This is a genomic window from Paraburkholderia sediminicola, assembly GCF_046026675.1.
GTDB classification, from domain to species: domain Bacteria; phylum Pseudomonadota; class Gammaproteobacteria; order Burkholderiales; family Burkholderiaceae; genus Paraburkholderia; species Paraburkholderia sediminicola_F.
In genome coordinates this window covers 730,095-754,384 of record NZ_JAQQEY010000001.1, presented here as the reverse complement: position 1 = coordinate 754,384, position 24,290 = coordinate 730,095, and the positions used below count along the sequence as shown (strand labels likewise).

Annotated in this window: 23 protein-coding genes; 1 reads left to right on the top strand and 22 read right to left on the bottom strand. The window is 61.7% G+C overall.

Features of this window, described 5'->3' with window-relative positions:
- Positions 1-40: 40 nt before the first annotated feature.
- From PQQ86_RS03285 to PQQ86_RS03210, 16 genes are all read right to left on the bottom strand, one after another.
- The gene (locus PQQ86_RS03285; protein ID WP_183801791.1) at positions 41-781 is read right to left on the bottom strand and encodes an SDR family oxidoreductase; all 741 of its coding nucleotides are present in this window, start codon (positions 779-781) and stop codon (positions 41-43) included.
- Positions 778-2,097, bottom strand: coding sequence for an FAD-binding protein (locus PQQ86_RS03280; protein ID WP_408264920.1), 1,320 nt, complete (start codon positions 2,095-2,097; stop codon positions 778-780). The genes PQQ86_RS03285 and PQQ86_RS03280 overlap by 4 nt, the downstream gene beginning before the upstream one ends.
- Positions 2,094-3,518, bottom strand: a complete 1,425-nt coding sequence (locus PQQ86_RS03275) for a UbiA family prenyltransferase (RefSeq protein WP_408264919.1) — start codon at positions 3,516-3,518, stop codon at positions 2,094-2,096. The genes PQQ86_RS03280 and PQQ86_RS03275 overlap by 4 nt, the downstream gene beginning before the upstream one ends.
- 25 nt (positions 3,519-3,543) lie before the next feature.
- Positions 3,544-4,671: a glycosyltransferase gene (locus PQQ86_RS03270; protein WP_408264918.1), complete on the bottom strand. Its 1,128-nt coding sequence runs from the start codon at positions 4,669-4,671 to the stop codon at positions 3,544-3,546.
- Positions 4,668-5,924: a glycosyltransferase gene (locus PQQ86_RS03265; protein WP_408264916.1), complete on the bottom strand. Its 1,257-nt coding sequence runs from the start codon at positions 5,922-5,924 to the stop codon at positions 4,668-4,670. The genes PQQ86_RS03270 and PQQ86_RS03265 overlap by 4 nt, the downstream gene beginning before the upstream one ends.
- Positions 5,917-7,038, bottom strand: a complete 1,122-nt coding sequence (gene wecB, locus PQQ86_RS03260) for a non-hydrolyzing UDP-N-acetylglucosamine 2-epimerase (RefSeq protein ID WP_408264914.1) — start codon at positions 7,036-7,038, stop codon at positions 5,917-5,919. The genes PQQ86_RS03265 and wecB overlap by 8 nt, the downstream gene beginning before the upstream one ends.
- Complete coding sequence (locus PQQ86_RS03255) at positions 7,035-8,612, bottom strand: polysaccharide deacetylase family protein (RefSeq protein ID WP_408264912.1); 1,578 nt, start codon at positions 8,610-8,612, stop codon at positions 7,035-7,037. The genes wecB and PQQ86_RS03255 overlap by 4 nt, the downstream gene beginning before the upstream one ends.
- Complete coding sequence (locus PQQ86_RS03250; protein ID WP_408264910.1) at positions 8,609-9,991, bottom strand: phenylacetate--CoA ligase family protein; 1,383 nt, start codon at positions 9,989-9,991, stop codon at positions 8,609-8,611. The genes PQQ86_RS03255 and PQQ86_RS03250 overlap by 4 nt, the downstream gene beginning before the upstream one ends.
- 210 nt (positions 9,992-10,201) lie before the next feature.
- Positions 10,202-10,978, bottom strand: coding sequence for an ABC transporter ATP-binding protein (locus PQQ86_RS03245; protein WP_408264908.1), 777 nt, complete (start codon positions 10,976-10,978; stop codon positions 10,202-10,204).
- A 4-nt stretch (positions 10,979-10,982) separates the two neighbouring features.
- A complete protein-coding gene (locus PQQ86_RS03240) occupies positions 10,983-11,801 on the bottom strand; it encodes an ABC transporter permease (RefSeq protein WP_175052588.1) in 819 nt (272 codons plus the stop codon).
- Position 11,802: 1 nt separating this feature from the next.
- A complete protein-coding gene (locus PQQ86_RS03235) occupies positions 11,803-13,218 on the bottom strand; it encodes a mannose-1-phosphate guanylyltransferase/mannose-6-phosphate isomerase (RefSeq protein ID WP_408264905.1) in 1,416 nt (471 codons plus the stop codon).
- Between the two features lie 246 nt (positions 13,219-13,464).
- Entirely contained in the window at positions 13,465-14,391 is a 927-nt protein-coding gene (gene rfbD, locus PQQ86_RS03230; protein WP_408264903.1) for a dTDP-4-dehydrorhamnose reductase, read from the bottom strand.
- An 11-nt stretch (positions 14,392-14,402) separates the two neighbouring features.
- Entirely contained in the window at positions 14,403-14,954 is a 552-nt protein-coding gene (gene rfbC / locus PQQ86_RS03225) for a dTDP-4-dehydrorhamnose 3,5-epimerase (RefSeq protein WP_408198084.1), read from the bottom strand.
- On the bottom strand, positions 14,939-15,832 hold the full coding sequence (rfbA, locus tag PQQ86_RS03220; protein ID WP_408270039.1) for a glucose-1-phosphate thymidylyltransferase RfbA: 894 nt from the start codon (positions 15,830-15,832) through the stop codon (positions 14,939-14,941). Before rfbA ends, rfbC begins: the two co-directional genes overlap by 16 nt.
- A 10-nt stretch (positions 15,833-15,842) precedes the next feature.
- Positions 15,843-16,904: a dTDP-glucose 4,6-dehydratase gene (rfbB, locus tag PQQ86_RS03215; RefSeq protein WP_175052585.1), complete on the bottom strand. Its 1,062-nt coding sequence runs from the start codon at positions 16,902-16,904 to the stop codon at positions 15,843-15,845.
- 299 nt (positions 16,905-17,203) lie between these two features.
- Entirely contained in the window at positions 17,204-18,115 is a 912-nt protein-coding gene (locus tag PQQ86_RS03210) for a GDP-mannose 4,6-dehydratase (protein WP_408264900.1), read from the bottom strand.
- Positions 18,116-18,341: 226 nt separating this feature from the next.
- Between PQQ86_RS03210 and PQQ86_RS03205 the strand changes: the two genes are divergently transcribed.
- A complete protein-coding gene (locus PQQ86_RS03205; RefSeq protein WP_408264898.1) occupies positions 18,342-19,256 on the top strand; it encodes a symmetrical bis(5'-nucleosyl)-tetraphosphatase in 915 nt (304 codons plus the stop codon).
- A 9-nt stretch (positions 19,257-19,265) separates the two neighbouring features.
- Here the strand turns inward: PQQ86_RS03205 and PQQ86_RS03200 are convergent, their stop codons facing one another.
- From PQQ86_RS03200 to PQQ86_RS03175, 6 genes are all read right to left on the bottom strand, one after another.
- Positions 19,266-20,135, bottom strand: a complete 870-nt coding sequence (locus PQQ86_RS03200; protein WP_408264896.1) for a lysophospholipid acyltransferase family protein — start codon at positions 20,133-20,135, stop codon at positions 19,266-19,268.
- 37 nt (positions 20,136-20,172) lie between these two features.
- Positions 20,173-21,453: a dihydroorotase gene (locus tag PQQ86_RS03195; protein WP_408264894.1), complete on the bottom strand. Its 1,281-nt coding sequence runs from the start codon at positions 21,451-21,453 to the stop codon at positions 20,173-20,175.
- Between the two features lie 103 nt (positions 21,454-21,556).
- Positions 21,557-22,582: an aspartate carbamoyltransferase catalytic subunit gene (locus PQQ86_RS03190; RefSeq protein ID WP_408264892.1), complete on the bottom strand. Its 1,026-nt coding sequence runs from the start codon at positions 22,580-22,582 to the stop codon at positions 21,557-21,559.
- Positions 22,583-22,653: 71 nt separating this feature from the next.
- Positions 22,654-23,184, bottom strand: coding sequence for a bifunctional pyr operon transcriptional regulator/uracil phosphoribosyltransferase PyrR (gene pyrR / locus PQQ86_RS03185; RefSeq protein WP_408264890.1), 531 nt, complete (start codon positions 23,182-23,184; stop codon positions 22,654-22,656).
- On the bottom strand, positions 23,171-23,611 hold the full coding sequence (gene ruvX, locus PQQ86_RS03180; RefSeq protein ID WP_408264888.1) for a Holliday junction resolvase RuvX: 441 nt from the start codon (positions 23,609-23,611) through the stop codon (positions 23,171-23,173). The genes pyrR and ruvX overlap by 14 nt, the downstream gene beginning before the upstream one ends.
- A complete protein-coding gene (locus tag PQQ86_RS03175; RefSeq protein ID WP_054041678.1) occupies positions 23,608-24,186 on the bottom strand; it encodes a YqgE/AlgH family protein in 579 nt (192 codons plus the stop codon). Before PQQ86_RS03175 ends, ruvX begins: the two co-directional genes overlap by 4 nt.
- Positions 24,187-24,290: the final 104 nt, after the last annotated feature.

The following is a 24,290-nucleotide window of genomic DNA, read 5'->3' as shown; positions in this document are numbered from 1 at the left end:
AATCCGAGTACCCACGCAGCAGTTGCAGTCAAACGCATCCTCACAACGACGCCCTCTTAAACAAGAACCCCGGCACCGACCGAATGATCAACATGATCCCCGACCAGAACCACGGCGTATAAATCGAATCCTTCTTCTTCTCGACCGCACGAACGATATCGTTCGCAACGCGCTCAGGCGTGGCGACAAGCGGTCCCGGCAACGGCATACCGGCCGTCATCGGCGTATCCACGAAGCCCGGCTTGATGGTCAGCACGTGCACGCCCGACTTGAACAGCCTTGCGCGCAAGCCTTCACAGAACGTAGACACTGCAGCCTTCGCGGTGCCGTAGACGTAGTTCGAAGGCCTGCCCCGATCTCCTGCCACCGACGAAATCACCGCAATCACGCCAGTCTTCGCGCTTTCCATGATATTGGCCAGCGGCGTCAGCAACGCAATGACCGACAAACCATTGGTAGACAGCTCACGCAACGCGACCTTCACATCCTGTTCGCAAGCTTTCTGATCGGACAACGTGCCATGCGCGATCAATGCGACATCGATACCGCCAAGCGTACCCACGCACGCATCGAGCATCGCCTGATGGGCATCGAAATCGTTCATGTCCAGCACGTGGCTCGTGGCCGCCTTGGCGCCGCGCGCCACGAGATCCGCGGCGATCTGTTCCAGGCGTTCCGCCTGCCGCCCGACGAGAAACAGCGTCGCGCCTTCGGACGCCCAACGGCGCGCGCAGGCGATGGCAATTGCGGAAGTCGCACCGACTATCAGGACTTTTTTCATGTTTGTGTTGTTCGTTGCCAAAAACGGGACATCAACGCGGGATCGCGCAATGCCTCCAACTGATGCCACGCCGGATACGCGAGCTGGAAATCGCTCGCCGACATATGCGCGTCCTTCGCCGGGTACAAGCGTCCGCCGGCTTCCCGGACAATCGCGTCGAGGCGCTCAAACAGCCGACGATTGCTTTCATCGTGCTGCGGAAAATCCAGCGCGAGCGACGCCCCTTCCATCGGAAAAGACAACAGCCCCGGCGAGACCGCATCGCCGCAGCGCTTGAGCACGGCGAGAAACGAGCCCGTCCCGCTTTGCCCGATTGTCTCCAGAATTGCGTGCATGGCGTCGCGGGAGTTAACCTGGGGCAGCACGCACTGATACTGTTGGAACCCACGCTTGCCGTAAATCCGGTGCCATTCGAGCAGGCTGTCGAGCGGATAGAAATAGCTGTCGTAATCGACTTCGCTTTGCACCGTTTTCTGCTGCTGGCGGTTGTAGTACAGCGCATTGAATGCGCGCAGCGTCAGTGGATTGATCAGCGAGATCGGCGGCGTGATCGGCACGGCGCGGGTCTTCTTGACCGGAAGTTGCAGACCGCCCCGCTCCGCATGATCGCCAACCATGAAGATGCCACGTCCGAGCGACGATCCACGGCTCAGGCAATCGATCCATGCCACGCTGTACTCGTGCTTGCTGTCGAGCTCTTCCGACAACGCAAAAAATTCGTCGAGATTGCCGAAGCGGATGCTCGTTACCGACACGCGGCTCGAGCGAATCGGCATCAACTGAATTTCCACCCAGGCAATCACGCCGGTAAGTCCGAGGCCACCAATCGTTGCGGCGAAGAACTCGGCATTCTCGTCCGGCGAGCATTCAAACGCCTCGCGCTCCGAACGCAACAACGCAAAGCGGCGCACGTGACGGCCGAACGTACCTCGCGCGTGATGGTTCTTGCCATGCACGTCGTTGGCTACTGCGCCGCCCAGCGTCACGTACTTTGTGCCAGGCGTGACGGGCAGCATCCAGCCACGCGGAACCGCGATTTGCAAAATGTCGTCAAGCGTCGCACCAGCCTCCGCGCGCACCACGCCAGTTTGCCAGTCAGCCGTGATAAAGCGATCGAGCGGCCGCGTATGCACAACCTGATCACTCGCAGCGAGACAACTGTCGCCGTAGCTACGGCCATTGCCATAGGCCAGCGTCGTGCCGTTTGCGCCGGCGACCTGCGCCAGGACCGGTTGCAGGCGGTCGCGCCACTGCACGGCATGGCCCGCTTGTGGATGATCTGGGTAACGCCCCCAGGACTTGAGCGGCTTCGTCATATGGCGAACCAGAACACCAGCCCCATCAGAGCGACGGTCAGCAAACTCGTGCGGTCTTTCGCGGCGAACACGACTGGGTCGTCATGCATCAGCCCGCGATGCGTGATGAGCCATGTGCGACTGATCCAGTAGAGCAACAACGGACACGCCAGCCAGATCACCTGCGGATGGCTGTAGAGATGCGTTGTCTTCGAGTCTTGAATGTAGAGCGCGAGCACCAGCACCGAAAGATAACCGGAGGCGGCGCCGAGTGACGAAATCATCGGCAGGTCATCGGCTACGTAGCCGCGGCCGCGCGCTTTCGCGCCACCTGCTGCGCGCGTCGCATGCAATTCGGCATAGCGCTTCACCAACGCCAGGCTCAAAAACAGAAACATCGAGAAGCCCAACAACCAGAACGTCAGGGTCATCCGGAACGCCGCTGTACCGGCGATGATGCGCGCGGTGTAAAGCATCGCCAGCACTACGACATCGAGAATCACGCGGCGCTTGAGCAGAAACGAATACAACATCGTCAGGACGTAATAGCCTGCAAGCACGGCAGCAAACCGCCACGGCAGCATGATCAGCGCACCCGCGAACGCACCGATCGCGAGGACGGGAAACGCCGCCATGCCCCAGACGATCGACAACGAACCCGAGGCAAACGGACGTCGTCGCTTGGTCGGATGATGCCGGTCATCATCGAGATCGAGCAGGTCATTGAGCAGATAGACACTCGACGCGCAGAGACCAAAGAGCACGAACGCGAGCACGCCACGCAGGTCGAGTTCCAGCGACGACACTTGATGCGACGCCAGCAGCGGGATGAAGATCAGCAGGTTCTTAAGCCACTGGTGCACGCGCAGCGCTTTGAGCCACACGCGGAGTGGGTTCTTGCGGGTCTGCAGCACGCTCTCGACGTTGCCGATTTTCTGCGCGCGCCGCGCTACGCCAGGCGAAGGATTCACGACATAGGCGCGCTCAGCCGCTTCCCAGACCGCGATATCGTCGTGTGAGTTGCCGGCGTAATCGAAACCCTTGTTGCCGAACTCGCGCACCAGCGCATCGCGTTTGCGGCCTGACGACAGATTGACCTTGCCGTCGGTGGCAAGCGTCTTGTCGAACAAGCCGAGATGCCCCGAGATCGCCTCGGCGTAGCGGGCGTCGCTGGCAGTCGCGAGCACCAGCGAGCGGCCGGCCGCACGCTCGCGCTTGAGCCATTCGATCACTTTCGGGTCATAGGGCAACGTCGCCACGTCGACGTGCGTAGCCGCGGCAAGCTTTGCCTTGAGATGCGCCTTGCCGCCCTGGGCAATCCAGACCAACGGACGATAAAAGCGCAACGGGTTCGCCTTCAGATAGGCAAAACCCGTCTCGATCAGCATATCCGATCGTATCAGCGTGCCGTCCAGATCTACGGCCAGTGTTTTCCATTGCATTTCGCTAATCCTTCCCCTCGCCGCGTCACGCGACTTCCCGGTATAGCGCACTATATGCTTTGCCAAGCGCCGCTCCTGAAAACAGCGTTTCGTAACGCGCACGAGCGGCGCTTCCCATAGCCGCCGCTACCGCATCGTCGCTCAGCAGCACATTCATTGCGCCAGCCAGTTCTTTTGATTGTTCCGGTGCGACGACAAAACCCGTCACACCATGTTGATTGACGTAGGACGTTCCGGATCCCACCTCGCAGCACACCATCGGCTTACCAAACATGGCGGCCTCCGCCAGCACCATGCCGAATGCTTCAGAACGCAAGTGCGACGGCAACACCATCGCGCGGCATCCCTTGAGCAGGGCGACCTTTTCTTCGTGCGTCACCTGTCCGGCAAAAACGACATTGGTCGCGCCTAATTGCTGCGCCAACGCCGCCAGGCGCTCCCGTTCCGGACCGGAGCCCGCAATCACGATTTTCGCATTCACATGGCTTGCTGCCTCGATCAGCGTGTGCAGGCCCTTGTAATAGCGCAACACGCCGAGCGCGAGAAAATACGGCTCGCCGGCCGCAAGACCGAGACGGTTTGCGATGTCGCGTTGCGCATCCACGGAATGCGGCTCGTCGCGGTAATCGATAATGCCGAGCGGAATGGTCTTCAACCGCTCCTTCGTCACACATTCCGTCAGCGCCTCGCTGGTCTGCGCATAGGCAGGCGAGGTTGCAACCACTGCGGACATGCTGCGTAGCGTCCGCCGCATCAGCGGCCCGTAGACGGCGCCTAGCGCCTTCTGTCGCACAATATCCGAGTGATATGTCATCACTGTGGGCTTTTTCGTTCGGCCCAGCAGATGCAGTACATCGGCGAACGGCCACGGAAAGTGGAAATGCACGACGTCGGCCCAGTCGGCCATCTGCCGGTACTTCATCAATGCACCCGGGCCGCCCAGATCGCACGACGCCGGCGCCGCCCAGGATTTCGCGCGTACGACGCGCCCTTCGGGATAGTCGATCTCGCCTGGCTCGGGTGTCGGCGACAAAGTCAGAATGCGGGGCTCGACACCGCACTCGCGCGTCGACAGCGCAATCTGGCGAATCGCTTCCTGCAAGCCACCTGGCGGATCGGGGAAATAGGTACGGTAAACATGAACCACTTTCACGTGCGCACCTCCGCGCCGTGGTGCTGTTGCACACTGCCGTTGCCCGATTCACGGCCATGGAAAGTGATCTGTAGCATCTTGTCCAGCCGGCGCTCCCACGTGTTGTCGCCCACCGCTTCCCGCGACTCATCCGCGCTCAGCTTGCCGCGTGCAAGCTGTTTCTCGATTGCAGCGATAAAGGCTTCGAGGTCGCCCCCTACTTCGAGACCCGCACGGGGCTCTTTTGCAAAGTCCAACGGGGTCGACACCACCGGCAAGCCCGCCGCGAGGAACTCATAAAACTTCATGGGGAACATCGAACGGGTGTATTCGTTCAGCAAGGTCGGCAGCACGCCGACCTGCATGCCGCGCATATAGCGCGGCAAAGTCTGATAGCTGCGATAGCCGAGCAGATGCACGTTCGGCAAGCGCGCCAGTTGCGCGAGCAATTCGCTGCGCTGCCCTTCACGCTCCTCGCCGATGATCACCCATTGCCACTGCGGCCGGGCCTGCGCGGTCTGCAGGAGCAACGGAAAGTCGACCTTGAAGTCGGACAGCACGCCGTGATACACCAGCCGCGGCTCCGGAATCGCGGCAAGCTCGGGCGGCAGCGCCCCTTCTGCACGCGCCTCGCCGAAATGCGCTTCGTCCACCACGTTGCCGAAAAAATGCGTGTTGGGGTTAAACGGCTGGCACGTTTCCTTCAACGACATCGCCGTCGTGAAGACCGCCTCGCAGCGCCCCACCAGCGCTTGCTGCGCGTTGCGGAACGCCTCCACGTCGACGCCGGGAATCGCCGCGATATCGTCGACGCAGTGATACACGAGCGGCCCGCGAGGCAGCGTCGCAATCGCATCGAGCATATACGGGTGATAGGTCCAGACGACAGGATCCCTGAAGCGCTGTGACTTCGCGAATCGGGTCACGGAAAAGCGCAGCAACGCCTGGTTCAGCGAGCGCACGAACGGCAGGTGATGCCCGGCCGGCACCATCAACGGCGACAACACCCAAATGTTCTCGGCGCGCCGCGGCGGCCCGAGTACGAGAGACTGCACGCCACGCCACAGACGACGCCACAAGCGAGCCCAGTCACGGCCGCTGCCGACCTTAGGCGAACGGAAACCGACGCTCTCCACGTAAAGCACCCGCCAGCCGCGTGCGGCCAGAATGCTCGCCGTATGCTGCTTGTTCGTCCAATACGGTTCGTCCCAATCGGCGGTCGAAAACAATACGCAATCCCGCGCGGCAAACGCCGTGTCCTTGCCTTCAACCACTGAACACCTCGACCGGCCGACCCAGCAGACTGTCGAGAATACGCTGCGAGGCCAGCCCGTCACCGTAAGGGTTCGCGCGATTGCGCAGCGCCTCGCGGCGCGCCGGATCGTCGAGCCAGCCAATCACCGCGCTTTCGATGCTGTCCGACGCCTGACCGGCCAGCGTCGCAAAACCTGCATCCACGCCTTCGCGCCGCTCGGTGTGATTGCGCATCACGACCACCGGCACGCCAAAGGTCGGTGCTTCTTCCTGAATGCCGCCGGAGTCGCTGACAACGACCGCGCTGCCGCTGATCAGATAGAGGCTGGTCGGATAATCGACCGGCTCGATCAAGGCGAGGTTGGGGATGCCGTTCAGTTCGCGCAGCACAGGCTCGCGCACGGCGGGATTCAGGTGTACCGGGAAGATCCAGCGATAATCGCTATAGCGCTGACACAGATCGCGCAGCACGCGGCAAATGTCCTGCAACACGTCACCGAAGTTTTCGCGCCGGTGACAGGTCACGAGGATGTGCTGCTGCTCGTCGCCCGTCCATGGCGGCAGCGGACTTTGCGGCGGCGTCGCGTCCCAGCTCCGGCGCACTGCGGCAATCGCGTCCACCACCGTATTACCGGTAACGACGATTTTTTCCGCGGCCACGCCTTCGCTCAACAAGTTCTCGCGGGCCAGCTCAGTAGGCGCGAAATGCAGCGTCGTGATGCGACTCAACAGGCTGCGATTCGCTTCTTCGGGGAACGGGCTCTTGAGATCACCTGTGCGCAATCCGGCTTCGACGTGGCCCACGGGAATGCCGCGATGAAATGCAGCGAGACCTGCGCAAAACGCCGTCGTCGTATCGCCTTGCACGATCACCCAGTCCGGGCGCACTTGCTCCAGCGCCCGATCGAGCGCGGATAAAAGTCGCGCCGACAATGCGTTCAGCGATTGCCCGGGACTCATCGTATCGAGCGTAATGTCCGGTTCGATGCCGAAGAATTCGAGCGCCTGCGCAGCCATGTCCTTGTGCTGACCGCTCGCGCAGACAATGGTGTCGACTTCGGCACGCAAGGCACGCACCACTGGCGCCAGCTTGATGACCTCGGGCCGCGTGCCCATTACCACCATGACTTTCATTGCAATGGCTTCCCTGCCTCGACCTGCACGTGAGCACCGCGAAACTCGACGCCCAGCGTCAACGGCGAAGCGCCATTCGACGGCGTCAGAATGCGGAACGTACCACCCTCTTCGACGACCTGGGTCAGTGACCTGAACTTCAGAAAATCGAGCGCCGCGTCCTCATGCATGAAGAGCGGTTTTTGCGCCTTGCTCCTGATGTACGCGATGAATTTCTCGTGGGCATCGATGCGCAATGCCTCATCCGGCCAGCCATATGCGTAGCGCTCGGAGAACGGATGGTCGAGATAACCGAACAGCGTATTGGTGGCGTAAGCGTAGTCGAAAGCCTGCTTGAAAATGGCAAGCTTGTCGCCCTCGTTGAGCATGCATTCGCCGTGCAGCATGCACTGCTGACTGTGTCCGATGAAGCCTGCCGGCAAGCCGGCCAACGCGCCGCCACGTGCAGTCAGGAACTCAGGATCATTGCGGATGATCCCGCCGATGCAGCCTTCGTAGCCGGCATCGGCGAGGCCGCGCATCGCATACGGTGGCGACTGGTGAAACGGCGATACGGCGTAACGCACTGGAACGCCAGTCACCGCTTCGAGCAAGGCCGCCGAATGAGCGCCTTCCGCGAGGGCGCTTTCATAGCTGCCGCCCCAGTTCGGCGCATGGGTCGCCGTGTGTGACAGCACCGCGCCCTGTTGCCTGTCGGCCAGCAGTTCACGAAGAATGCCGTGATGCTCCGTGCGACTCAGGTTCTGCGTGTGAACCGCCAATGAGAAAGGCACGCCCAGGCGCTGATAGGTTTCCCACAACGGACGCGCCGACTCGACGTCTTCGTCGCAATCGAGTCGCGACGTAATCGCCGCGTCGTAACCCCACGGCAACTCGCTCAGCACCGGCTGACACGGCAGCGTGTCCGAACGGTAGCCCGACAGAAAATTCTCGACCATGCGCCATTCGAACGAATCGCATGGGCCGACTGCGCGGTTGAACCACAGCACACTTGATGCGCCGGTGTCCCACAGCGCGGCATACGAAAACTGCCGCTCGCCGTCTACGACGACAGCCGCGAGTTCCGCCTCGGCGGGCACATGGGCTGCTTGCGCGACTGCCCAGATCGAGCCATCGCTACGAATCGCGCCGAAACCGAGGTTGTTCCACTCGTCGGTGAAGTCGAAACGCTCGAACGGGCGATGCCATGGCTGGCCACCCAGCGTCTGCGCCAACTCGCTATAGCGCACCACCGCGGCGCTTTCACGCGCCTCGCCCGCGGGCGCCGACGCGCTGCGGCTCGCGCTCGCCAACTCGGCCGGCACGTCCGTCGACTGATAGCGCAGATAGTCTGCGAGCGCCACCGGCATCCGGCCGAACACGACGAGCTTGCGGGGCCGTGCGGTCAACCATGCGATCAGGTCCGCACTCCAGCCGTCCGGTGCGTCGACCGCGACGACCACGTCCGGCGCGTTCGAACGCAACGTGCTGCGGGAGATCGATTGCGCCTGGGTGGCGCTGACGGAGCGCTGCACGGCCGCCAGCACATACCGGCCGGCTTCCGCTGTCGCGTCGGAGAAAAGAATGCCGATCATGCAGTGACCACGTGACGAAATTTAGCCCGGCTGCCGACGCGCACCAGATCGTCGTGCCCAACATAGGCAATTGTGAACGCGTCCTGCCAGAAGTGACGCAGCTTGTTGGTCGTTTCTTCTGCGTTCGCTGTCGGTTCAAGCACGATTCGCAAGGTGGGCGGCTCGGTTCGCAGATCGATCTGGAACTCCTGAATCCCGCCGACGCGATGGTCGAGCATGTCCTGAATATGGTGTGTCGGGTGCGCCACGCCGTTGATCGGCACGACGTCGTGAATGCGTCCGACAACGTCTGTCAGGAAGAAGCCCTTTTCGGTCTCCTGCACACGCGCCAGATCGCCCGTTGCGTAGCGAATCAACGGCATCAAGCGGTTACGGAAACCCGTGAACACGAGTTCATGCGCGCCATCCGGATTGCCCTCCGACACACGGCTTTCCGGCCACCCCTCGGATTCGAGAATCTGGAAACCGCCCTCATGGCCGTCGAGTTCGTAGGCCATCACGCCGAGCTCGGCGAGACCGTAGCGATCGATCACCCGGCAGCGCAACGCCTTCGCGATCATTTCGCGAGCGTGCGGCTCGAGCAATTCGCCGCTCGATTCAAACACCGCGAACGCTTTACCGCCACCGTACTTGCGCTGCACGTAACAAGCGAGCGCATACATGGTCGACGGATGCGAGTGCGCGAGATAAGGCTTGCGACGCTTGAGCGTCTGCCACATTTCTTCGAGACCCTGATCGTCGATCCGGTCGAAGAAAATGTTGCTGCGATTCATCGCGAAACATTTGAAGTCTTCGCGTGACGGCCATTCAGGCATCACCTGATCCGGGAAACGACAGGCAAAGTGCAGTTCCGAACGATGGCGCAGCTTGCCGATCCGCTCACGCGCGTAGAACGTGACCGCCGACGAGTAATCCGCGCCTTCCTGGTCGTAGAAGATCGTGGTCGACAACCCCGTCGAACCGCCGGTCTTGCACACGTGATGGCGGCCCGCTTCGAGCGGGATCGACAGCATGCGCGGACCCTGCTCGCGGATGATGTCTTTGGTCAGATACGGGAGCTCTTCCAGATACCGCGGGTCCTGCTTGACCTTGGCCGGATCGAACTGCTTCGCCTGGAACAGGTCGCGGTAATACGGCACCTGCGCACCGGCGAATTCGAGGATGCCGGCCAGCCGCTCGAGCGCGATGCGACGACGATGCGGCATCGGCAACGTATAGTGCTGCCGCAGCTCTTCGATCTTCGGACGCACGCTGCGTTTTTCGCGACTTTCCGCGATCGGATACGCAATGTAGCCGCCCGCGAAACCCTTTAACGTGCGAAACGGCTGGCGCACCAGCAGGGACTCGGAATACCGCAGAAATGGATGGTTAGCTCGCATGAAATTCGAACCTTGTTGCGCCTGTGTGGCTCCCGCCAAACGCGCTGCGGGAGGTTCGCGGGCGCGTTCAGTGGCACTGTTGTCACTGTTGTATTAGGCGCGAAGCCTGTCTACGGACCGAAGCTCGGCACCCGCATCACACTCTTCTGAATGGTCACACCGGGCAGTGCCGTGGTCACGCGACCCGTTCAGGCACGCCCGCTTGCGGCGTTAGTGCGGCAAGCGCGCAGTTTCGCTAATCAACGGCCCCTCGCTGACTTCCGGTGCGATCACCGGTTCGTCCGAGACCATCTTGCCGTGTTCCATGGAAATCTTCCGGTTGCATACTCGTGCCACCAGATTCGGATCGTGGGAAGCCACGACCAGCAGCGATGCCTTGCCCACCAGGCTCTCGAGACGTTCGGCCGCCCTGATGCTGAACTCCGCGTCGCCCACGCTCAGCCACTCGTCCATGATCAGGATGTCGGCTTCGACACTGGTCGAAATCGCAAACGCAAGGCGCAACATCATCCCGCTCGAATAGGTGCGCACCGGCAGATTCAGGTAGTCGCCCAATTGACTGAAATCGGCAATTTCGTCGATCTTGCTGCGGATGCGCGCCGGCTTCAGGCCGTCGAGAATGCCGCGCAGATAGATGTTTTCGAAGCCGGTTGCATCGGGGTCGAGGCCCATCGACACATCCAGCAGCGAGGCAATCTTGCCCTGCACCCTGAGCTCGCCGCGTACCGGTGCGTACACGCCCGAGAGCGTGCGCAGCAGGGTTGTCTTGCCCGAGCCGTTGTGGCCGATCAAACCCACGCGCTCGCCTTCGGTAAAGCTGAAGCTGAGGTCGTCGATCGCCTTGACGATCGCATGCCGACCGGCATCCTGGCCGATCCGGCCACCCGTCGTGAGATTGAGCACCGCCTTTTTCAACGAGCGATGCGAGTTCTCGTAGATCGGAAATTCGACGGAGATGTTACGAGCAACAATCGATGAAGAACTCACAATATCAAAGCCAGTAAGGAACGCGATTACGGAAACGTTTCATCAGGAATTGCGCAAAGGCAAAACCGACAATCAACAGGCCAATCGACCACGCCCACGACTGCCAATGCGTCGGACGTCCGGTCAGCGGCGCACGCACCGTTTCGATCAGGTGATAAAGCGGGTTGTATTCGGCCACCCACGCGCGGTTTTTCAGAATTTCCGGGGACCACATCACAGGGGTGAAGAAAAACACGACCTGGATCAGGTTGGTGACGATCGGCGGAATGTCGCGAAAGCGCGCGCACAGCACACCGAGCGTCACGCCGAGCCAGACGCCATGCAGCAGCAGAATGGCGAGCGCGAACGGAACCAGCAGGAATTCCCAGCCAGGCCAGCGCCCAAAGATGAGCAGCAGCACCACGACCACCGGCAAGCTGTGCAGCAGAATCACAAAATTGCGCCACGCAATGCGACATACGTGGACGGTAAGTGGCAAGCGGATCTGCTTGATCAGGTAGGCGGCGCCAATAAAGGCAATGCAGCCCTCATTGGCTACCGCGGACAGATACGCCCACACGACCAGACCGACCGCGAGGTACGGAAGATAGTTGGAGATTTCCTGATGCAACAAGGTGGAATACAGCGCACCCAGCACCACCACCATGATGATCGTGCTCAACGTAAACCAGAACGGGCCGAGTACCGAACGGCGATACCGTTGCCGGATATCGTGCCAGCCCAGCGTACCCCACACCCGCACCGCCTTCATGCCAACGATCAGATCGTCGCTTTCATTGTGACGAGTCAGATCTTCCGAATCGTTGCTAAAACTAATATCCATCTCAAGTACGTCCGTAAATGTCTTCAAAGCGGACGATGTCGTCTTCGCCAAGATATTCGCCGCTCTGCACTTCGATCATCACGAGCTCGACCACGCCCGGGTTCTCGAGGCGATGTTTGTGACCCGCCGGAATGTAGGTCGACTCATTGGTCGAAACGAATAACTCCTTCTCTCCGTTCACGACCTTGGCCATGCCGCTGACCACGACCCAATGCTCGTTGCGGTGATGATGCATCTGCAAGCTGAGACTTCCGCCCGGCTTGACCTCGATGCGTTTGATCTTGAAGCGAGGGCCCTCTTCCAGCACCGAATACGTTCCCCAGGGCCGATGCACCGTGCGATGCACCTTGTACGTTTCGTGACCACGCGACTTGAGTTCGGCAAAAATCTGCTTCACGTCCTGCGCCCGGTCTTTGTCCGCGATGAGCAGCGCGTCCGGCGTATCGATCACGATCAGGTTCTCAACACCCACTGCGCCGATCAGCCGGTCGCCGCCACGCAAATAGCAGTTCTTGACGTCGAACAGCAACGCTTCGCCTTCGATTCGATTACCGCTGCCGTCCGCCGGCGAGAGATCGCTGAGTGCCGTCCACGAACCGACGTCCGTCCAGCCGATGTCGCAGCGAACCACCGCGGCCTGCTCGCACTTCTCCATCACCGCATAGTCAAACGACACGTCCGGCACAGCGCCAAAAGAGCCCGGCTCGAGACGAACCTGCGCGCCATCCTTACCCGCGGCGGAAGGCGACTTCTCCATGCACTCGGCAGCCGCGCTGAGAATCTCGGGGCAGTGCTGCTTCATTTCCTTCAGGATCGTGCCCGCGGTGAAGCAGAACATGCCCGAGTTCCACACGAACTTGCCCGAGGCAAGATACTCGCGAGCCTTCTCGAGCGACGGCTTCTCGACGAAACGCACCACCTTGTCGCCATCCGCCTCGATGTAGCCATAGCCGGTTTCAGGCGTTTCCGGATGCACGCCGAAGGTCACCACCTTGCCCGCCAGCGCCAGCTTCTGCGCAGCAGCGACAGCCGCGCCGAACGCTTGCTGGTCGGTTATCAGGTGATCGGCGGCCAGCACCAGCATGACCGTCTGGTCGCCGTGCACTTTCGCCGTATGCAACGCCGCCGTGGCAACCGCCGCAGCGGTGTTGCGGCCGAACGGTTCGAGAATGAACGAGGTTGCACAGCCTTTCGCGTTCACTTCTCGGAAATCGTCTTCGGTCTTGAAGAACAGATCGCGGTTCGTTACCGTGAGCACTTCCTTCACGCCCGGCAGTGCCACTGCGCGCAAGAACGCCTTTTGCAGCAAGCTTTCGCCATCCGCAAGGCGGATGAACGGTTTCGGGTGCGACTCGCGCGAGACCGGCCATAGTCTCGAACCCGCCCCGCCACAAAGAATGATCGGTAACAAACTCACAGAGTCCTCTCAGTACCGTATTTATTACGGAAGTGCCACGACCACGAATAGTCAGCACAACCCACAAAATCAATGGGCCGTGCGACGATCCGCGCGCCCTGAACGTTGACGCGCCAGGCCCAGATTCAGGGCCGGCGCGAGCCTTCCAGACTGACCGATATTCTACCCCCGCCCCCTTTCACTATCGTCAGACAGCTAAGGCGCCACGCCGCTTGGCGAGCTTCGCGCAAGGGCGCGTGCTATGCGTTAAGAACGGGCTGCGGGCGATCGTGGAAAAGCGTCGGTCAGGCACAGCGTCAAGGCATCGCGCCAATGCGGCGCGGCAAGCCCGAACACCTGTGCCAGCTTCTCGTTCGACATGCGTGAATTGGACGGACGCTTTGCCGGCGTCGGATAGTCGGAAGCGGGAATCGGCAGCGCCTTCGGCCGGTTCGGCAGATCCGCGAGCTCGAAAATGGCCGACGCGAAGCCGTGCCACGAAGTCGCATCGCCAGCGCACAGGTGATAGATGCCCGAGCGCTCGCTCCACCACGTCGCGCTGTCTTCGGCAGCAAAAGCCTGTGCGCTCAGATGCGCGCTGAGCGTCGCGATGGTATTGCTCCAGGTCGGTGCGCCGAACTGGTCGGCAACAACCTTCAACTCCGGCCGATCCGCGCCGAGACGCAGCATGGTGAGCAGAAAATTCTTGCCGCGAGTGCCGTACACCCAGCTCGTGCGCAGCACCAGGTGATTCACGCCAGTCGCGGCGATTGCCTGCTCGCCCGCGAGCTTGGTGCGGCCATACGCGTTCTGAGGATCGGTGGGGTCGTCTTCGACATAGGCGCCGTCTTTCTCGCCGTTGAACACGTAGTCGGTCGAGTAGTGAATCAACGCTGCGCCGAGCTTTTTCGCTTCTTCGGCCAGCACACCCGGCGCCTCGCCGTTGATGCGCATGGCGAGATCGAATTCCTCTTCAGCCTTGTCGACCGCGGTGTAGGCCGCCGGGTTGACGATCAGCGCAGGCCGCACGTCGCGAACAACGGCACGGACCTGGTCCAGATTGGACAGATCCAGCGTGGCGCGATCAACCGCGACCACGTTGCCGAGTCCTTGCAGCGTACGCGCGAGTTCGAAGCCAACCTGGCCATTTACACCGGTGACGAGAATCGTCCGCTTGGCATCATGTGCGCTCATGCGGCAACCCCTTAGGCGAAGACTTCAGCATCGGCAAGGCGCTTGCCTGCCGCATCCTTCGCAGCCAGCAACGGCTCGAAGTCGATCGGCCATTCGATGCCGACCGCCGGATCATTCCAGACGATGCTGCGCTCGTGTTCGGGGAACCAGTAGTCGGTGGTCTTGTAGAGGAACTGCGCCGATTCGGACAACACGACAAAGCCGTGCGCAAAACCAGGCGGCACCCACAGTTGCCGATGATTCTCCACCGACAGCGTCACACCCACCCACTTGCCGAAATTCGGCGAACTCTTGCGGATGTCGACAGCAACGTCGAACACTTCCCCTTCAACCACGCGCACGAGCTTGCCCTGCGCATGCTGAATCTGATAGTGAAGGCCGCGCAGCACGCCTTTCGCCGAACGCGAATGGTTGTCCTGCACGAACGTGACGTCTTTCTCCACGTGCTCCGCGAACTCCACCGCATTGAAGCTTTCGTAGAAATAGCCTCGCGCATCGCCGAACACTTTCGGCTCGATGATCTTGACTTCCGGCAGCGCCGTAGCGGTTACTTGGATGGCCATGCAACGTGATCCGTAAGAAGGTTTTGCAGATACTTGCCGTACGCGTTCTTCGCAAGCGGCTTGGCCAGCGCAAGCAGTTGCTCACCGTCGATCCATGCCTGCCGGTAAGCAATCTCTTCCGGACACGCAACCACCAGACCCTGACGCTTTTGCAGCGTCGCGATGAACGTCGCCGCTTCGATCAGCGAATCGTGGGTGCCCGTGTCGAGCCACGCATAACCACGGCCCATGATCTCGACATTGAGCGCGGCGTTGGCCAGATAACGCGAATTGACGTCGGTGATTTCGAGCTCGCCGCGCGGCGACGGCTTGATGTCCGCCGCGATATCGCAGACCTGCTTGTCGTAGAAGTACAAGCCGGTAACGGCGTAGTGCGAGCGCGGTTTGACCGGCTTCTCTTCGATCGACAACGCGCGGAACTGCTTGTCGAATTCGACGACGCCATACCGTTCCGGATCGTGCACGTGATAAGCGAAGACGGTAGCGCCCTCGTCTTTCTCATTGGCGCGTTCCAGCTGCTTCGCTAGATCGTGGCCGTAGAAGATGTTGTCGCCGAGAATCAGCGCCGACGGATCGTTGCCCACAAAATCGCGGCCGATGATGAACGCCTGCGCGAGGCCGTCCGGCGAAGGCTGAACCGCGTACTGAATGTTCATGCCCCACTGGCTGCCGTCGCCGAGCATGGCTTCGAAACGCGGCGTATCTTCCGGCGTGGAGATGATCAGCACGTCGCGAATCCCCGCCACCATCAGCGTGGACAGCGGGTAGTAGATCATCGGTTTGTCGTAGACCGGCAGCAACTGCTTGGAGACGACATGCGTGATCGGATACAGGCGCGTGCCCGATCCACCCGCGAGAATAATGCCTTTGCGCGCCATTGCCGTGCCCTTACGCGCGCTGCGCGTAGTTGGTCTCAACCCACTTCCGATACTCACCCGAAGCGACTTCGTCAGACCACACCTGATTGTCCAGATACCACTGAACCGTCTTGGCGAGGCCGGTTTCGAACGTCTCCGCCGGCTTCCAGCCGAGTTCGCGTTCGAGCTTGCGGGCGTCGATCGCATAACGGCGGTCGTGGCCGGGACGATCCTTCACATAGGTGATCTGGTCGCGGTACGAGGCACCCGCCTTCGGACGCAACTGGTCGAGCAGATCGCACAGCGTATGCACGACGTCGAGGTTCTTCTTTTCGTTCCAGCCGCCGATGTTGTACGTCTCGCCCGGCGTGCCGCGCGCGAGCACTTCGCGGATCGCGCTGCAATGGTCGCCCACATACAACCAGTCGCGCACGTTCTGACCGTCGCCGTACACCGGCAGCGCCTTGCCGCTGAGCGCGTTGGCGATCATCAGCGGAATCAGCTTTTCAGGGAACTGGTACGGACCGTAGTTGTTCGAGCAGTTCGTGGTGAGCACCGGCAGGCCATACGTGTGATGGTAGGCGCGCACCAGATGGTCGGAACCCGCCTTGGTGGCCGAATAGGGGCTATTCGGCGCGTACGGCGTGGTTTCGGAAAATTGCGGATCGGTAGCGGACAGCGAGCCGAACACTTCGTCGGTCGAGACATGCAGGAAACGGAACGCGGCCTTGTCGGCCTCGCCGAGCGTATTCCAGTACTGACGGGTGGCTTCGAGCAGCGTGAAGGTGCCGACCACGTTGGTCTGCACGAAATCAGCCGGGCCGTGAATCGAGCGATCCACATGGCTTTCAGCGGCAAAGTGCAGCACGGCGCGCGGCTTGTGCTCGGCAAAGAGCGCATCCATCGCGGCACGATCGCAGATATCGGCACGCGCGAACACATGCCGGGGATTGCCCTGTTGCGACTTGAGCGTACCCAGATTGCCGGCGTAGGTCAGTTTGTCTACGTTCAGCACCGCTTCGTCCGACGCATCGAGCCAGTCGAGCACGAAATTGGCGCCGATAAAGCCGGCACCGCCCGTTACCAGGATCATGAATTTCCCTTCTAGATGTTGGCGGCAGATCGGCATCGTTTCGCCGATCTACGCACCCCGCGTGGTGGAGTCCGAGTTTTTGTCAGCGCTTGGCGCCGCCCCTCGTACAGCGGGCAGGCGCTCAAACGCCAATCTTATAAAGCCCTGATTATAAAGCCGCCCGGGGCAAAAACTAGAACCCTAACAACTTGAAACAGCTTGACAAGTTTGGTTTCCATTCCCTACCACGGGAATGGTTTGGCGCGACCTAGCGGCACAAGATAACGGCAGATACCCGCAGATACCGCCGGTTGCACCAACTAAGCGGCCAACATCCAACGTAGCGTATCCATGAAAGGAATCGCCTCGACCTTCGGCACCAGCGAGCGCAGCTTGGCGGGCGACCCGGCCAGCATCTTCACGTCGGTTTGTCGCACGAACGCGGGATTGATATGGACTTCGAGCTCATGCCCGGTCAGATCGCTCGCCGCCGAGAGAATGTCCCGCAGCGTGTACGGCGTGCCGGTACAGACGTTGACCGTTTCAGCAGCGGCCTCCGAGTCGAGCAAAGCCTCATAGGCGTTCGCCACGTAGCGCACGTCCGAGAAATCACGCGCCACGTCGATATTGCCGAGCTCGATAGCCGGCTCGCGCCGTGCGAAATGCTCGACGATCTTCGGCACGAGGAAGTTCGAGGCCTGGCCGCGGCCCGTGTAGTTAAACGGCCGCACGATCAGGATGGGCAGGCGGTCGAACCAGGTCCGCACCATCGTTTCCATGGCCGCCTTGCTGGCGGCGTAGTGGTTCACTGGCGTGACGGGGAAGGTTTCATCGATGGCGTCGCTGGTGACATTGCCGTAGACATTCGCGCTGCTCGCGATCAACAGCTTGCGCGGCGTATGGCCGACAGCCGCACAGGCCTCCAGCAGATTCAGCGTGCCGATCACGTTGACGCGGTAAAAGTCGAGCGGATCGTTATGGCCCACGAAGCTGATCGCCGCCAGATGCACGATGTAGTCGGGCCGCGCGGTTTCGATCGCGCGCCGGCAGGCATCGGGCGACGTAATGTCGAGCCTGAGGCGCGTCGGCGTTTCAGGCTCGTCGCGCCCGGCCACTGTTTCGATCACGGTATGGCCGCGGCCGAGCAGATTGTCGCCCAGATAGCGGCCCGTGAAGCCACTCGCCCCGGTGACGAGCGTGCGGATAGATTGATTCGCATGAATAGACGACATGCTTTCTCCGTTCACGAGGGTCATCCTGTTGTAGTGCAATATCGCGCGCGGCCCTTGCGGTACGCCTGACAAAGCCCCTGGGAATGCCACTTGCTGGAGGTTCCCGACGGCGCTTGCCACGATATACGTGCTTCAAACGGGCTATTATGTCACGCTAATTTGCTGCACCGCCCAACGCGGCACGCCTTGTTCGTAACCGCGTGTATCGAACTGCACCGACTTTCCGATGACATCCTCCACCGCTTCCACCGTCGCTTCTCCTGCTGCGTTTAGTGCCGGATCTGCTGCCATTTCGCAGCCGCACCTGCTACCGCTCGCCTTCGGCGACCTGCAGGGCTGCCGCACGCCGTTCCAGCAATTGCTGGCCAAAGCCGCGCCGCCCGAAGGCACGCCGCTGTGGTTCGCGGGCGACCTGATCAACCGCGGCTCCGAATCGCTCGCCACGCTGCGCGACATCATCGCGCTGGGAGACCTCGCGGTGCCGGTGCTGGGTAACCACGACCTGCATCTGCTGTCGGTATCGGCGGGGATTCGCAAATCGAAGAAAGGCGACACGATCGACGATATTCTCGCCGCACCGGATGCCGCAGACCTGCTCGAATGGGTCCGTCACCGTCCGCTCGCGCATTTCGAGCACGGCATGCTGATGGTGCATGCGGGCGTACTGCCGCAATGGGACGCCGCCCTGACGATGGAACTCGCCGACGAATTGCAGCGGGCGCTGCGCGCACCGAACTGGAAGGAAACGCTTGCGGGACTCTACGGCAACGAGCCGAATCGCTGGACACCAGGCATCAAAGGCATCGAGCGGCTGCGCCTGACGTGCAGCGCGTTGACGCGCATCCGCTTCTGCAATGCCGAAGGCGCGATGGATTTCAGCACCAGTGGCGGCTTGAATTCCGCGCCGCCGGGCAGCATGCCGTGGTTCGACGTGCCGTCGCGCAAGACCGCTGACATCACGGTGGTGTTCGGCCATTGGGCCGCGCTCGGTTTGACCTTGCGCGACAACCTGATCGGCCTGGATTCCGGCTGCGTATGGGGTGAGAAACTTTCTGCCGTACGTCTTGCGCAAAACCCAGTGGAGCGCACGCTGACGCAGGTCGACTGCGAGGCGTGCCGCACGCCGGGCGGCGGCAACTAAGTCGACCCGCTAGGCCGACCGGCCGGACTGATCGACGGGATCGATCAGCACCGGCGAAACGTTGGAAACATCTGACGCGTTGTGCGTGCTGGGCGAATTAGGCGATGAAATCGGTGCCGCGATCGCAGCACCAGACCTCGTCATGCCGCCCTGCATCTCCCGCAACGCCATAGCAATCACCCCTTCCGCCTCAGCCGTCAGCGCGCGCCGATCCGCACCCGGCGCAAGCGGCGCGCCGACATACACGTGCGCGGTCAACGGCCCGCCGCGCAGCAGCATGTTCAGCGAATCAGCCAGCGTCAAATCGTCGATATACGCGGGCGCGGTGGATTGCCGACCCTGTGCATCTTCATACATGATGCACAGCGGCTGCACCGGCACCGAGGCCGACACGGCAGCCTGGAACATATTCGCGTGAAACGGCAGTAGCGCCAGACCGTTCGTTGTTGTCCCTTCAGGAAACACACACATCAACTCGCCCGCGCTCAGGCGGTCGGACAGTTCGTGCATGATCCGCTTCGCGTCGCTGCGCTTCTCGCGCTGGATGAACACCGTGTCCAGTTGCTGCGCCAGCCAGCCGACCACCGGCCACTGCCGGATCTCGGCCTTCGAGACAAACGGCGTGGGCCGCCACGCATTGATCACGTAGATGTCGATCCACGAGATGTGATTGGCGACCACCAGCGCACCGCGGTCGAGCCGCGCGCTGTCGTTATGCACGACGAGCCGCATGCCGCATAGACGCAGCATTTTCAGCGACCATTCGCGGTTGAGCGTCTGCCGCCCATCCGCACCGACCTTGGAAAAGCGCGTCGCAACGATCCACATGCCATGCAGCAGATGGGCGACGAGACGGGCCTTGCGTAACGCGAGCTTCATTGTCGGAGCTTTCCGTAACTGGGCAATGCCGCGAATATTAGCGCTGTTCGAACGCAACGTGACCGGACACAATCGTCGCCTGCACGCGCGCCGGCAGTTCATAGCCGAGGAACGGCGTGTTGTGCCCCTGGCTCTTCAATGCACGCGGCTCGACGCGCCAATACGCGTTGCGATCGAACACGCAAAGATCGGCGACAGCGCCCACGGCGATGCGGCCAGCCGCCTCCAGCTTCAGCACGTCGGCCGGCGCCGTGGTGATGCGGTTCAGCGCCTTGGCCAACGGCACGCCCGCTTCGTCGGCCCATTTGACTGTGAGCGACAGGAACAGCTCGAGGCCCGTCGCGCCCGGCGTGGCTTCGGCGAACGGCAGCAGCTTTTCGTCGTCGTCGACCGGCGTGTGGTCGGAGCAGATCGCGTCGATCGTGCCGTCGACGAGACCCGCGCGGATCGCTTCGCGATCGCGCTGCTGGCGCAACGGCGGATCGAGGCGGAACTGCGCGTCGAAGTAGCCGATATCGAGGTCGATCAGATGCACATGGTTCACGGTGACGTCGCACGACACCGGCAAGCCCTCGGCCTTGGCCGCACGCATCAATTCGATGCCCGCCGCCGACGACACATGCGACAGATGCACCCGTGCTCCCGTCACGCGGACCAGTTCGAAGATCGTGTGCAGCGCGATCGTCTCAGCCGACACCGGCACGCCCGACAAGCCCATGCGCGATGCCAGCGCACCGCTCGCAGCCACGCCGCCCTTGCCGAGATAGGCATCGACCGGGCGCAGCCACACCGTGTAGCCGTAAGTCTTCGCGTACTGCAGCGCACGCATCAACACCTGCGTATCGACCACCGGCACATCGGCCTGCGAAAAGCCGATACAACCCGCCTCGGTCAGCTCGACCATCTCGGTGATGACCTGACCTTTCAGGCCGACGGTTAACGCGCCGAGCGGATACACGTGCGCCTGGTTCAGATTGCGCGCGCGGAACTTGAGCATCTCGACGAGGCCCGGTTCATCGAGCGTCGGATCGGTGTCCGGCGGACATACAAGACTCGTCACGCCACCCGCGAGCGCCGCAGCCATTTCGGATTCGAGCGTCGCCTTGTGTTCGTAGCCCGGTTCACGCAAACGCGCGGACAGGTCGACCAGGCCCGGCACGATATGTAGGCCTTTAGCGTCGATCGTCTTCGCTGCGATGAAATCAGCAGGCGCGTTGCCGATGGCGACGATCTTGCCCGCTGCGATAAAAATGTCCTGCTGCTGTTCGGTGCCCGCTGCCGGATCGACCAGCGTGCCGCCTTGAATATGAATCTTCATGCGCTGCCTTATGTTTGCCCGGCGGTTTGCCCGGCGGTTTAGCCAGGCGTTCAGCTAAGTTCTGCGTGACTTGTCGCGTGTGTGGGTGTGTGCCGTGGCAAGATCAATCGTGATTGCCCGCGACGATTCCCATCACCGCCATACGCACCGCGATGCCGAATGTCACCTGGTTCAGAATCACCGATTGCGGACCGTCGGCCACCTGCGAATCGATTTCGACGCCACGATTCATCGGCCCCGGATGCATCACGATTGCATCGGGTTTGGCGAGCGCGAGACGCTCCGGCGTCAAACCCCAGCTCTTGAAGTACTCCTGCGCCGACGGCAGCAATGCGCCGCTCATCCGCTCGTTTTGTAGACGCAGCGTGATGATCACGTCGACGTCTTTCAGGCCTTCTTCGAGGTTGTGGAACACACGCACGCCCATTTGCTCGAGGCCGCCCGGCAGCAGCGTGCGCGGACCGATCGCGCGCACTTCCGGCACGCCGAGCGTAGTCAGCGCATGAATGTCCGAACGCGCGACCCGCGAATGCAGAATGTCGCCGACGATCGCCACGCGCAGATTCGTGAAATCCTTCTTGTAGTGGCGGATCGTGTACATGTCGAGCAGACCCTGGGTCGGGTGTGCGTGACGGCCGTCGCCGGCATTGATCACGTGCACGTGCGGCGCACAGTGCTGGGCGATCAGGTACGGTGCGCCACTCGAGGCATGACGCACGACGAACATATCGGCATGCATCGCCGAGAGGTTGTTGATCGTGTCGAGCAGCGACTCACCCTTGCTCGTCGAAGAAGCATTGATGTTCAGATTCAGCACGTCTGCCGACAAACGCGTCGCGGCGATCTCGAAGGTCGTGCGGGTGCGCGTCGAGTTCTCGAAGAACAGGTTGAACACGGACTTGCCGCGCAACAACGGCACCTTCTTCACTTCGCGATCGGTCACGCTGACGAACTGGTCGGCGGTATCGAGAATGTGATTGACGATCGCCTTCGGCAAACCTTCAATCGACAACAGATGTTTGAGCTCGCCGTTCTTCGTGAGCTGCGGATTGCCCTTCAGGAAGCCATAACGGAAGCGCTCGGTGGCGCGATCGGCGGAATCCTGGGAGGCCTGGGTGGCGGTGTTCATGGGGTACCTGCTTCAAATACGAGCTTCAACGTGTTCGGCGTTGATGCCTTGCTCAATGCGCAAAGCTGCGTTCAATCGACGCGTGCTTCGGTGTGAAAGGTGAAACGCGGCGCGCCCTCGGCGGCGTCTGCTTCGCGGGCGAGCACGAGCGTCGCATCGGCCGGCACATCCACCACGCCGCCGACAAAACGCGCCGCCACCGGCAACTCGCGTCCGCCGCGGTCGGCGAGCACCGCCAGTTCGACCGATGCCGGCCGCCCGTAGTCGTACAGCTCATTCAACGCCGCGCGAATCGTCCGGCCGGTGTACAGCACGTCGTCCACCAGCACGATGCGGCGCTTGTCCACGGAAAACGGCAACGAGGTCGGACTTGCCTGCGAGTGCAGGCCTTTTTTCGCGTAGTCGTCGCGATGCAGCGCGACATTCACCACGCCGAAGCTCGGCGCCTTCAGATCGCGCGCGAGGCGCTCGGCGAGCCACGCGCCGCCGCTGTAGATGCCGGCCAGCACGGGGCCATCGGCAGCGCTGAAGGCGTCACCATACGCCGCGCGAACCTGTTCGAGCACGGCGCGATAAAGCGCTTCGGCGTCAATGGAACTCATGGTCGTCGGAAAGTCCGTCTAGGTATTGCTGGAGGATGATGCTGGCGGCTTCGGCGTCGAGCATGTCGGCGCGGCCGTTGCCGGCGCGGATTTCCGCCTTCGCCTCGACCGACGAATAACGCTCGTCGACCCATGTCACCGGCAGATTGAAGCGGCCATTCAGCTGATTGCCGAAGCGCTTCGCGAGTTGGGTCATTTCGTGCGGCGTGCCGTCCGGGTGCATGGGCAAACCGACCACCAGCGCGTCCGGCTTCCACTCGCTGATCAGCTTGCCGATCGCCTCGAACCGGTATTCGCGGCTGCGGTTCTGCACGATCACAAGCGCCCGCGCGCTGCGGGTGAGCGAATTGGCCACCGCCACGCCGATTCGCTTTTCACCGTAGTCGAACGCAAGCAGCGTCGCTTCACGTCCGGCTCCCAGGCTCATGCGTGACCTGCTTCGCCCGACAGCATCGACAGTGAAATGCCGAGCAGCGCGAGCGCGGCTTCCAGACGCTCTTCGGCGGGCACGTCGAAAACGATTTTCGGGTCGGCTTCAACCGTGAGCCAGCCGTTCTTCGAAATCTCTTCTTCGAGCTGACCCGCGCCCCAGCCGGCATGGCCGAGCGTGAGCAGAAAGCGCTCCGGACCGGTGCCGCTCGCGACGGCTTCGAGCACGTCTTTCGACGTGGTCATTTCGAGCCCGCCCGGCACCGACATCGACGACGTATACGCATTGCCGTCTTTCGGATCGTGCAGCACGAAGCCGCGCTCGGTTTGCACCGGGCCGCCGAAATACACGGGCACATGAAGAAGGGGTTCGATCTCGAGCTTGAGATCGATGCGACTGAAGAGCGCTTCAAGGTCGATATCGGTCGGCCGGTTGATCACGAGGCCGAGCGCGCCGCGCTCACTGTGATCGCAAAGGTAGACCACCGTTCCTGAAAACGTGGGATCGGCCATGCTCGGCATGGCGATCAGGAACTGGTTGGTCAGATTGATGCGATCGGTACTCTTGGACATAGTTCGGATTTTAGCAAAGACGGTGCAGGATGGCGGGCTTTGAGCGCGGAACCGCGATGTGCGCGATGAAGTGCGCCGCGAGCCATCGACGGCGAATCAAGTTG

Excerpts from the sequence above, each read along its gene's own strand:
- PQQ86_RS03275 (WP_408264919.1), bottom strand. The coding sequence starts at position 3,518 with ATGCAATGGAAAACACTGGCCGTAGATCTGGACGGCACGCTGATACGA.
- rfbA (WP_408270039.1), bottom strand. The coding sequence starts at position 15,832 with ATGGCGCGCAAAGGCATTATTCTCGCGGGTGGATCGGGCACGCGCCTG.
- PQQ86_RS03280 (WP_408264920.1), bottom strand. The coding sequence starts at position 2,097 with ATGACGAAGCCGCTCAAGTCCTGGGGGCGTTACCCAGATCATCCACAA.
- PQQ86_RS03195 (WP_408264894.1), bottom strand. The coding sequence starts at position 21,453 with ATGAAGATTCATATTCAAGGCGGCACGCTGGTCGATCCGGCAGCGGGC.
- rfbC (WP_408198084.1), bottom strand. The coding sequence starts at position 14,954 with ATGGCCATCCAAGTAACCGCTACGGCGCTGCCGGAAGTCAAGATCATC.
- PQQ86_RS03190 (WP_408264892.1), bottom strand. The coding sequence starts at position 22,582 with ATGAACACCGCCACCCAGGCCTCCCAGGATTCCGCCGATCGCGCCACC.
- rfbB (WP_175052585.1), bottom strand. The coding sequence starts at position 16,904 with ATGATCCTGGTAACGGGCGGTGCCGGCTTTATCGGCGCCAATTTCGTG.
- PQQ86_RS03210 (WP_408264900.1), bottom strand. The coding sequence starts at position 18,115 with ATGTCGTCTATTCATGCGAATCAATCTATCCGCACGCTCGTCACCGGG.
- PQQ86_RS03175 (WP_054041678.1), bottom strand. The coding sequence starts at position 24,186 with ATGTCCAAGAGTACCGATCGCATCAATCTGACCAACCAGTTCCTGATC.
- rfbD (WP_408264903.1), bottom strand. The coding sequence starts at position 14,391 with ATGAGCGCACATGATGCCAAGCGGACGATTCTCGTCACCGGTGTAAAT.
- PQQ86_RS03250 (WP_408264910.1), bottom strand. The coding sequence starts at position 9,991 with ATGCGAGCTAACCATCCATTTCTGCGGTATTCCGAGTCCCTGCTGGTG.
- wecB (WP_408264914.1), bottom strand. The coding sequence starts at position 7,038 with ATGAAAGTCATGGTGGTAATGGGCACGCGGCCCGAGGTCATCAAGCTG.
- PQQ86_RS03205 (WP_408264898.1), top strand. The coding sequence starts at position 18,342 with ATGACATCCTCCACCGCTTCCACCGTCGCTTCTCCTGCTGCGTTTAGT.
- PQQ86_RS03285 (WP_183801791.1), bottom strand. The coding sequence starts at position 781 with ATGAAAAAAGTCCTGATAGTCGGTGCGACTTCCGCAATTGCCATCGCC.
- ruvX (WP_408264888.1), bottom strand. The coding sequence starts at position 23,611 with ATGAGCCTGGGAGCCGGACGTGAAGCGACGCTGCTTGCGTTCGACTAC.
- PQQ86_RS03240 (WP_175052588.1), bottom strand. The coding sequence starts at position 11,801 with ATGGATATTAGTTTTAGCAACGATTCGGAAGATCTGACTCGTCACAAT.
- PQQ86_RS03200 (WP_408264896.1), bottom strand. The coding sequence starts at position 20,135 with ATGAAGCTCGCGTTACGCAAGGCCCGTCTCGTCGCCCATCTGCTGCAT.
- PQQ86_RS03255 (WP_408264912.1), bottom strand. The coding sequence starts at position 8,612 with ATGATCGGCATTCTTTTCTCCGACGCGACAGCGGAAGCCGGCCGGTAT.
- pyrR (WP_408264890.1), bottom strand. The coding sequence starts at position 23,184 with ATGAGTTCCATTGACGCCGAAGCGCTTTATCGCGCCGTGCTCGAACAG.